A 9,090-nucleotide genomic window follows, 5' to 3' on the forward strand; every position below is an offset into this window, starting at 1 on the left:
GAAAATTTGCGGTGGAAGTCACATTAGGGCTGGACTGTCAGGATATGTCGTAGAGCTCACCAGCGCGGCAATCTGTGCCGAGCTTGGCCTGCCCAGCGAGCTTCACGACAGCCATGCCAGCTACGTGGGGCACTGGATCGACGTCATGTCCAGTGATCACAGCGCGATCTTCACCGCCGCGAGCAAGGCCGAACAGGCTTTCGCCTACCTCGTCGCCTTCAGCCGCCCCGCGTCTGTCGACGATACTGCCGAGCCGATGAGGGCGGCGGCATGAACCATCACCATCACCTGAGGAGACCACCCCATGGGCTGGCTATACATGAACCGTCATCACATGAGCGGGCACGCTACTCCCAAATCCTATCTCGACGCCCAGTTCACCTTCGCCTGGGAGCCGGGCGAGGACGGCATCGCGCACAGCGCGCGCGTCCTTGCCTCGTCCTGTCCCGGCAACAGGGTCTACTACGCGGCCGTCGAGTACCGCGCCAACGGCGAGATAACCGAAGTGCTCGGCATCGTCTGCCTCGTGCGGTGGAACCCGAGGGCGAAGGACGATCTCCACTTCGGGTTCAAGGATATGAGCGAAAAAATGGGGCCGTGCGAGGATAGCTGCCCCGCCCATATCCTCGATCGGCTGTCGCCGACCGACAACGAATATGCCCTCGACTGGCGGAAACGCTGCCGCGCCAACCTCGAGATGCGTTCCCGGAAGGTCGAGGACGGAATGCGCATCCGGCTCGCAGAGCCCCTCACTTTCACTGACGGCTACGAGGGCAGCGAGTTCATCATCGAGAAACGTGGCCGCTCGATCACCTTTCGCGTTCCGGACGGCCACGGCCGCTACAGGATCTCCGGCTTTCGCGAGCGCGAGTGGAACGTGGTACGACGTACCCGCGTGCATCGCACCGTCTTTGCCCCCTTCCTCAATCCGCAAAGCCAGCCCCATGACACAGATCCCGATCCGCACGCTTTCCGCACTACGCGCGGTGCTGTGCAGCCGCGCCCATGCGATCCGCGTCGCTGGCCGCATGGCCGATGACGGCCTTGCCGTCTCGGTCGTCGCCACCCTCGATCCGCTCCAGCCCTGGCGAGTCATCGAGCACAACCACGATGGCCCACCCCTGACCCGCAGCGCTGCCGCCTGCGCCTGATCCTCTTTTCGTGGCTTGCGCTGCCTCAAGCGCCCCCGCGCGGGGGCGGGACACCGGGGCATCTGAAGGGGAGGGGCGGGAAAAGGCGAAGTTTCAGGGAGTAAACTCATGCGCTACCGCCATTTTCGCGCCTTTGCCGATACCATCCGCGCCAGCGGCGAAACCCTCGCCAGCGAATATCGCAGCGTGCTCACCGCCACGGACCACGAGTTCGACAGCGAGGTCTCGCGCTTCGCCTATGCCGATTACCTGCGCGCGCTCGCCATGTTCATCGACCCTGACGGCTTCATGGCTGAGCTGGAATGTCCGTTACCCGGAAATACCCCCCGAGACACGGGAGTGGAGGGGGAAGGGGAAAGACGGGCGTGAGGATGCGCCCGATCTGACCGGAGTGCCTCGCAATGCCCTACGATGTGCCGTTCCGCCACCATCAGGCCCTCGATCCCAGCGCGCTGACCAGCCTTGGCGCCGCGCTTCACGCCATCAACCGGGGCATCGAGGATTGCCGAGTCGCCGGCATCGGCCCCGACAGCGATCCCGCCATCCTCCTGCTCGCGCGCCATCTCGCCCGCCTGGCCGAGGCCGCAGGCGAAGAACCCGCGCTGCGCAGCGCCTGCACCCGCCGCATCGCCGAACTGGATCGCTATCCCGCGCTGCTGGCGCTCGCGCTGCGCGGTGTGTCTCACGACAAGGCGGCCAAGGACCGTTTCCACCGTGACGGGCGGCATGCCATGCGGCGTCTCGCCATCGCGCTGGATCTTCCCGAGGGTCGCTACGAGGTCGCCTCGCACTATGGCGATGCGGCGATATCCGGCAGCGTGGTGCTTACCACTCCCGAGATCGAGGTATCGCTCGCCATAGGTCCGCTCCACGAGGACAACGAGGCCAGCTACTTCGCGAAGCGCGGCCCCGCAGCAGGCGAGCGTCTGCGCTTCGCCCGTATCTCCGCCTTCCTCAAGGCCGAACGCTTCGCCACTCGGCTGAAGCGCGAGTTGCGGCTTGCCGATATCGCACCGGCCCCGGGTCCAACGATTGTCGCGGCAATGCCCGCCGACATGCCGGTCCCGGCACTGATGCCGATGGCGCCTGCCGCCGCCCAGCCCCTCGCGGCATGAGGAGGTGGCCATGCACATCGATCAGGCCATCGCCGTCGCCACGGCGGACTTCGCGTGCCTCGAACGCTATGTCGAACGGCGCGAGCGCTTCCTGGACGGGCTCGACTGGACGGCGATGACTTCCATAGCTGTCTACGAGGCCGCCATGCTGGACGAGTTGCTCGAGACCGACATGGCCGAGGCATTCTCCTACCTCATGCACCTTGAAGGGCTGCTCGCCGCTGGAATCACTCAGGTCACCGGCGTGCTGCGCTTTGACCCTTTCCCGAGGCCGTGGCACCCGGAATGGGCCACTCTCGCAAACTGACCCCTCGCAAAGGAGCCGACCATGAGCCGTCATGTCCTGCCCGGTAAGGGCGTCGCCAGTTCCGTCGTCATCGGATGGGACAGGCCCCTCGGTACATTCTTCGTCCAGGTGTTGCAGCCTCATCCGCGCATCGACGGCGAGGAATGGGCCTTCATCTGGGTGGGGAGCGCGCCGGGAGAACTCCCGAGCGCCGCCGCCGCCATCGAGATCGCAAAGCCCTATGCGGATCTTCCCGCCAACCTTGGCGTCACGCTCGAGACCGACCGGCTGCGCACGCTGGGCACCGCCGACGGGCCTGCGCAGATCGCTGCAAAACCCTTCATCGCCCATGCAACGCCGGTGATCCGCAGCGAAGCGGCCGCGCGCGAGGCCGGGTACACGCAGGCGATTATCGCCGACTGTTCGCTGCATACCCTCGAACTGCTGATCAAACCGGGCACCGAGCTTGATTCCACCTTCATCGCCTACGACCGCAATGCGGCAGAGATGATCGACGTCCATGGCTGGAACTTCAGCATCGAGCCGGAGTGACGCAAGTGCGGTTGGAATATACCGCCCGATAGAGTATATCCCAATCCCATGGAGGATATCCCGATGTCTCTTTACGTCAAGGACGCCGAGGTCAACCGCATGGCGCAGCGCCTTGCCGCGATCCAGCGCGTGAGCAAGACCGAAGCGGTGCGCCGCGCGCTGCTGCACGAGCTGGAGCGCGAAGAGCACACGCCCACCCTTGTCGACAAGGGCCTCGACTTCGCACGCGCGCTGCGCGCCAAGGCCGGTCCCAATGCGGGCAAGCCCGCCGACAAGGCTTTCATCGACGGCCTTTACGGAGACGAATGATGTTCGTCGATGCATCGGCAATCACCGCCATCCTCGCAGGCGAGAGCGATGCCGCCGACCTGCTCGGCCGCCTCCACAATGCCCGCGTACGCATCACCTCGCCGCTGGCGGTCTGGGAATCGACCCTCGCGGTAAGGCGCATCCTCGATCTGGAGACCCCCGCAGCGCACGAGGCGGTCGAGGAGTTCCTGCGCCTGGCCGGGATCGAGATCACCGCCGTCCCGGCTGAAGCGCACAGGCAGGCGGTCGAAGCCTACGATCGCTATGGCAAATCCCGCCATCCCGCCGCGCTCAATTTCGGGGACTGCTTTGCCTATGCCTGCGCGCGTGCCGCCGGCGTGCCCTTGCTCTTCAAGGGTGACGACTTCCCGCAGACTGACATCGAGGCGGCCTGAGACCAATTCGATACGCCCCCAGGGCATCCCATTACCCTTGAGATGAGCGGGGAAGGGGCTTGTCGATCCATGTCGGATCGACGGAGAAGCCCATGTCTTACCACATCGATCTTGGCGGCGCGCCGGCGAACGAGCCGTGCGCGCAGCTTGGCCAGACCCCTGACTTCGCGCGCGTGAACGCCTTCGAGGTCAACGCCTACATGCTGGCGGTGATCGCGCTTCATGGCCTGCCGCCCAAGGGATGCCGCCTTGCGTCGTACGCCAACCACCACGACTTCGGTACCTATCGCACGCTGGTCCTCCACATCGAGGATGAGGCCGACGAAAGCGTCGCCACCTATGCCGAGGCCGTGGAAGAGGGCCTGTCCAGCTGGATCTCGGCCTGCTTCTCCCCACCGATCGAATATGACGGCTGCGTCGCCACGATCCCGCGCCGCGAAGCCAGCGAACTGGTGGTCGGCGCGCTGCTGGTCTCGCGACCGAGGCCGGACGGTACGTTCGCCATTCCCGATTTCGAGCGGGTCCACACCAACCTTACCGCCGCCTTCCCCGAAGCGGCCGAGGCCGCCCGCGCGCGCCTCGCTGCCTGATCTTGCCTGAAGGAGCACACCGCCATGTCCAATTCCTACGTCAAAGCCGCCTTCAGCCTTTTCATGAGCGAGAAGGACGCAGCGATGGTCGCTAAAGCGCAGCGCGCGAGCGATCTGCTGACCGACAATCACAGTGACACGGACCTGAAGATCTCGTTCGATGCACTCGGACACGATTTCATCACCCTGTTCCCGGCGAAGGGTCCGAACCACTTCGGCAGCTTCCTCGAGCTGTTCGACGATCCGTCCTACCCGATGTTCGATTGCGACATCCGCGTAGGCGATGCTGACTCCTGCGGCGTTTGCGAGGTGACCTTCAGCGGCGAACAGTTCGGCATCGAAGCCGTGGCAAATCTCATCCGTGTCGCCGCCAAGTCCGCGCTTCCTTGCGGGTTCGAATGGTCCTGCACGTCAGACAAGCTGCGCTGCGACGAGTTTGGCGGCGGCTACGTCGTCATCACCGAGTACGGTCCAGCCTTTCACACCACGTCCACCATGCTGCGCGAGGCCCTCTCCGCGATCCCTGCACCCGACGCGCCTGTCATATCGCCTTTTAATCCCGCGCTGGTGTCCATCGAGCCCAAGCGCTTCAGCGTCACGCAGGGCGAAGTGCTGGTGTCCTACAATGGCCGGCGCATCGAGCAGTATGGCGACAGCATCGGCCTGGTCGACTGTGACTATCAGGGGCATCCCGACGAACTCTGGATCGCCGTCGCCTATCGCGAGGCGATCGCGCGCGGTCTTGCGACCCGGCTTGCGGTCGACGAGGAGGCGGCCTTCATGGCGCCGTTGGCACGGTCATGACCGCCGCCGCTGCCCCCGTCCCCAGCGTCGCCGCCCCCGGCTCCGACTTCAACCCCGCCGATCCGCAATGCTGGATCGCGCGGGGGCGCCCGATCGAGCAGGCCGAGACCCTCGCCGCGATCTGGCAGGCATGGCCCGATCTTCCCCTTGGCGCATCGCTTGAAGCGCGCATGGGGCGCCTGAAGGCCCGGGTCACGGCGATGAAACCCTTCAACGACGCCATCGCTGCCGAGAATGAGCGCGAACGGCGCGCGCGCAACTTCGCCTTCATGGACGGCAAGGCCGCACGCGGCGAGATCGCCGATCACGATCTTGCGATCCTCAAGGGCCGCGACCGCCACGGCTACGACTGGAACGAGGCCGTGTCCTATGCCTGGGGCTGGTATGGCGCGCATAGCGGCTCGCCTTATGGCCCCTCGCTAGATGCGCGCCGTACGCCCGAGCAGCTGGCCGCTTACGATCGCGGCTTCGCCGATGGCGGCGGCAACCGCGAAGACCTGTTCGATGCCGCGCGCCGCAGCAACCTTGCCGCGCTGCGCGCCGACAACCGCCGCACCCCCGATGTCGCGAACATCCCGGGGCGGCCGCTGCCCAGCAGCTGGCCGCAACCGGGAGACCATGCACGTCCGATACGCTGGGCACGGCGCCTCATCATCCTTGCCGACAGCGATGTCGGCACCGCAGGCGATGTGCTGGCGCAGATCCGCGCGCGGCCCGGAGCGGCCGAGGCCGCGATCGTCGTCCTCGATCCCGAGGCCGGGTTCGTCAGCGGCCACGATTATGCACCGGCGTCTCTCGATGCGCTCCCAAGGCCGCTCACGCACGAACGCGCCGAGGCCCTGATCGCCGATCCCGCGCAGGCCGATGCCCTGCGCCGCCTGATCGGTGCCCGCGAGATCGACGATGTGCTGGCCGCGCTCCAGGGCGAGCATCTGCGCGTCCTCGATGCCTTCGCCGCTATCCTGCCGCTGTGTCGGACCATGGAGCGCACGCGGCATACCGCTTTGCTTCAGCGCGCGCACCTGCGCACCTGGCTCGATCGCGGCCATGACGGTGCGGCCAACATGGGGGCAGGGCATATACGATGGGGCAAGGCGATCCACGGTCTCACCGGCAAGCTCGGCGAGTTCACCGCGCGCTACGCTGGACCTGTCGCCGCTTCGACGCCGGTTTCACGATCGCGGCGCGGGCATCTGATCCGCATTGCAGTCGCCGGCGACACGCCCGCGACGGGTTACGCCACATCGGCGGGCCTGCCGCTCGATCCCGAGATCGTCATCACCAACAAGACGCACCTGCGCCGCGAGATGGCCGCCGCCCTGCGCGCCTTCGCAGGCGCGACCCGGCTGATGCACGCCGCAGCCTGAGCCGACCACACGATCGACCCGACCAGCAATCCCACCAGCCTGTCTGCGCGGGGCCATTCCCGCCTCAACCAAGGAGCCTGACCATGGAACCTGTCACAACCCGCTGTACGCGCTGCGCCACCTGTCCCGATTGCACGTCACCTTCGCTGCCGGTGTGGCAGCGCGAGTTCCCCGGCTATCCGCGCGGCGACATGCCGTCGATCCCGCCGGGCTGGACCGACACCAGCTGGCACAACGACACCTCGCCCAGCTTCCAGGTTGCCACCGGGCCGATGGGCGAGCCGGTGCAAATCTGGATCGATCATCCCGATCGCACCCAGCGCGAAGTTCCCGGCATCGCCCGGTTCCTGCTGACCCGGCGCAGCCACGACGACGACATGGAAGAGGTCCATGCAGGCGAAGACTGGACCATCGCGCTCGAAATCGCCTCGCGCGAGCGCCTTGCCTGCGCCTTCGCGCGCGGCCTCATGCAGGAGCTAACCCCGGCGCAGTGGCGCGCCATGCGGCTCGGCAACCGTATCAATGCCGATTTCGTCTGCGCCTCTCACGATCACTGCGACGCCAACATGGTGATGTTGGCGGCATGGGAATCCGAGCGCGCACCAATGCTCACCCCGGCGCAGCGTGCTGCCGGGATCGGCGAGGACATCGAACATGCCAATGGCGCATGGACGATCGCCAAGGCCCATTACCTGACGGCCAGCGATGAGGGCGAACGCTTCGATATCTGGCGCATGAGCGGCGTCCATGTCGCCAGCCTGATCGGCGCCGGTTGCGAGTTGGGCTGTGAACCGGGCACCGACATAAGCTCCGGGGCCGCGCGCGACAGTCCAGGGCGCATCTATAGCTGCGGCTTCATCGAAGCGCATGGCGAGCGTTGGATCGTCACCATCGGCAATGACAGCCGTACCTTTGATCACCTGGTCGATGCCGAGGCGCACTTGTGGCGCGGCCATGCCGCACTCGAGAGCACCTGAAGCCCATAGCCGCGAGGGGAGAGGGGGAAGGGGAGGGATGGCGATGGGGAATGGTCCCTGTCCGCATCAAGAGATGGAAATACTCATGGCCTCTCACCCCCAAGCGCGCCCGCAAGTCTCGCCCGTCCAGTCTACGACGAACTCGTCCTTGCAGGCGAACATCCTGATGATCTGGCCTGACGGCACCTGGTGCTGGGGCGACGAATACGATCCCGCCGACTACGCACACATGTCCGACGACTTCGAGGTCGCCGACATGGACGATCTGCCGCAGTCGCAGCGCGTGGTTCGCGACTGGCCCGACGTTGCCACCGAAATCGCGGATCATATCGAACACGATCCTGCCTGACGGCGGTCCATTCCACCACATGCCAGGAGATCCACACCATGGTTGATCGTGTGTCCGCGTCGATCGAAGTCGGCGGAATGATCGGTGTAGCCGATTATTCGCAGCTACTCGCGTTGATCGCCGCCGAAGACCTCTCGGTCGAATGGGACGGCGAGGCATTCGCGCCCGAGCACCGGCAGGAAGGCCAGTCGCTGCGCCTCTATGCTCACGAGGTGGCATGGGGCCGTTTCGACGCGCTCGAGGCGAAATGCATCGAACTGGGCCTTGCGTTCGTGCGCTGGTCGGGCGGTTGCTCGGGCCAGTGGGGATCGGAGCGCGTGATCTTTACCGGCAAGGGGGAAACAGCCTGCTATCCGGTCGACGAAAGCGATACCGTGATGATCAGCCGCCCCGCATTGAAGCAACTCGGCTCGATTGAGGCGATCCTCGCCTGGTTCGATGCCGCCGACTTCGACATTCCGCCGCTCGTACTGGCGGGGGATGATGGGGCCGATGACGACACTGCGGCCGATGACGACAAGGCCGCATGACATGGCCGCGATCATCACACCGCGCCCGCCTGTCGTTCTCGCCTACGGCATCGGCGTCGATTCCACCGCGCTCCTGATCGAGCTTGTGAGCAGGGGGGAGAAGCCCGCGATCGTCCTCACCGCCGATACCGGCACCGAAAAGCCTTCGACTTACGCCTATCTCGACGTGATCGGCCCATGGATGAAAAACCACGGTATCCGCCATGAGATTGTGCGCTATCAGCCCAAGCGGTTCAAACACTGGCCAGCTTATTACTCGCTCCTCGAAATGGCTCTTACGAACGCGACCCTTCCGAGCAAAAGCCTCGGTGGCTCGAGCTGTTCGCTAAAATATAAGAAGGCGCCACAGGATGCCTTCCTGAAGACGTGGCAACCTGCGATCGATGCCTGGGCGCGCGGCCAGAAGGTCACGCGCCTGATCGGCTTCGATGCCGGGGTGCGCGATCGTGCCCGCGCCGCCCATGCGGCCACGATCGACGATCCGCTCTATTCCTACAGCTATCCGTTGCAGGAATGGGGCTGGGATCGCGATGCCTGCATCGCCCGCATCGAGGCCGAGGGCCTGCCCGTTTGCGAAAAATCGAGCTGCTTCCTGTGCATAGGAATGGCCCCGGCAGAGGCTCTGTTGCAAAGATTGGCGGCAGTCAGAGGTAGGCTGTCGCTCT

General features: G+C 65.4%; 14 protein-coding genes and 1 pseudogene. All 15 read left to right on the forward strand.

Annotated features, from left to right (window positions below; all coding sequences use genetic code 11):
• Positions 1-274 (forward strand): zincin-like metallopeptidase domain-containing protein (locus ET21_RS0114355; RefSeq protein ID WP_237751566.1); only part of this gene is annotated, 274 nt, incomplete at its 5' end.
• 30 nt (positions 275-304) lie between these two features.
• The gene (locus ET21_RS0114360; protein ID WP_337587955.1) at positions 305-1,039 is read left to right on the forward strand and encodes a hypothetical protein; all 735 of its coding nucleotides are present in this window, start codon (positions 305-307) and stop codon (positions 1,037-1,039) included.
• Between the two features lie 220 nt (positions 1,040-1,259).
• Positions 1,260-1,520 (forward strand): hypothetical protein, encoded by a 261-nt coding sequence (locus ET21_RS0114370; protein WP_030540232.1) that lies wholly within the window; start codon positions 1,260-1,262, stop codon positions 1,518-1,520.
• A gap of 32 nt (positions 1,521-1,552) precedes the next feature.
• Positions 1,553-2,266 carry a hypothetical protein gene (locus ET21_RS0114375; RefSeq protein WP_193378976.1) on the forward strand — a complete coding sequence of 238 codons (714 nt, stop codon included), beginning with the start codon at positions 1,553-1,555 and terminating at the stop codon, positions 2,264-2,266.
• A gap of 10 nt (positions 2,267-2,276) precedes the next feature.
• A complete protein-coding gene (locus ET21_RS0114380; RefSeq protein ID WP_030540234.1) occupies positions 2,277-2,573 on the forward strand; it encodes a hypothetical protein in 297 nt (98 codons plus the stop codon).
• A 21-nt stretch (positions 2,574-2,594) separates the two neighbouring features.
• Positions 2,595-3,104, forward strand: a complete 510-nt coding sequence (locus tag ET21_RS28200; protein WP_193378977.1) for a hypothetical protein — start codon at positions 2,595-2,597, stop codon at positions 3,102-3,104.
• A gap of 63 nt (positions 3,105-3,167) precedes the next feature.
• Positions 3,168-3,413: a type II toxin-antitoxin system VapB family antitoxin gene (locus ET21_RS0114390; RefSeq protein WP_030540236.1), complete on the forward strand. Its 246-nt coding sequence runs from the start codon at positions 3,168-3,170 to the stop codon at positions 3,411-3,413.
• A complete protein-coding gene (locus ET21_RS0114395) occupies positions 3,410-3,808 on the forward strand; it encodes a type II toxin-antitoxin system VapC family toxin (protein ID WP_202807130.1) in 399 nt (132 codons plus the stop codon). The genes ET21_RS0114390 and ET21_RS0114395 overlap by 4 nt, the downstream gene beginning before the upstream one ends.
• 92 nt (positions 3,809-3,900) lie before the next feature.
• Positions 3,901-4,398 (forward strand): hypothetical protein, encoded by a 498-nt coding sequence (locus tag ET21_RS0114400; RefSeq protein WP_030540238.1) that lies wholly within the window; start codon positions 3,901-3,903, stop codon positions 4,396-4,398.
• Between the two features lie 24 nt (positions 4,399-4,422).
• Positions 4,423-5,202: a hypothetical protein gene (locus ET21_RS26680; RefSeq protein ID WP_051768185.1), complete on the forward strand. Its 780-nt coding sequence runs from the start codon at positions 4,423-4,425 to the stop codon at positions 5,200-5,202.
• Positions 5,199-6,569, forward strand: a complete 1,371-nt coding sequence (locus tag ET21_RS0114410; protein WP_030540240.1) for a hypothetical protein — start codon at positions 5,199-5,201, stop codon at positions 6,567-6,569. Before ET21_RS26680 ends, ET21_RS0114410 begins: the two co-directional genes overlap by 4 nt.
• 83 nt (positions 6,570-6,652) lie before the next feature.
• Positions 6,653-7,546, forward strand: a complete 894-nt coding sequence (locus ET21_RS0114415; protein WP_030540241.1) for a hypothetical protein — start codon at positions 6,653-6,655, stop codon at positions 7,544-7,546.
• A 148-nt stretch (positions 7,547-7,694) separates the two neighbouring features.
• Positions 7,695-7,895, forward strand: a complete 201-nt coding sequence (locus ET21_RS25935; protein WP_156029188.1) for a hypothetical protein — start codon at positions 7,695-7,697, stop codon at positions 7,893-7,895.
• 38 nt (positions 7,896-7,933) lie between these two features.
• Entirely contained in the window at positions 7,934-8,425 is a 492-nt protein-coding gene (locus ET21_RS0114425; protein WP_030540242.1) for a hypothetical protein, read from the forward strand.
• Position 8,426: 1 nt separating this feature from the next.
• A pseudogene (locus tag ET21_RS0114430) lies at positions 8,427-9,090 on the forward strand (hypothetical protein); the annotation flags it as partial.

The organism is Sphingobium sp. DC-2 (genome assembly GCF_000722555.1).
In the GTDB taxonomy this organism is placed as follows: Bacteria; Pseudomonadota; Alphaproteobacteria; order Sphingomonadales; family Sphingomonadaceae; genus Sphingobium; species Sphingobium quisquiliarum.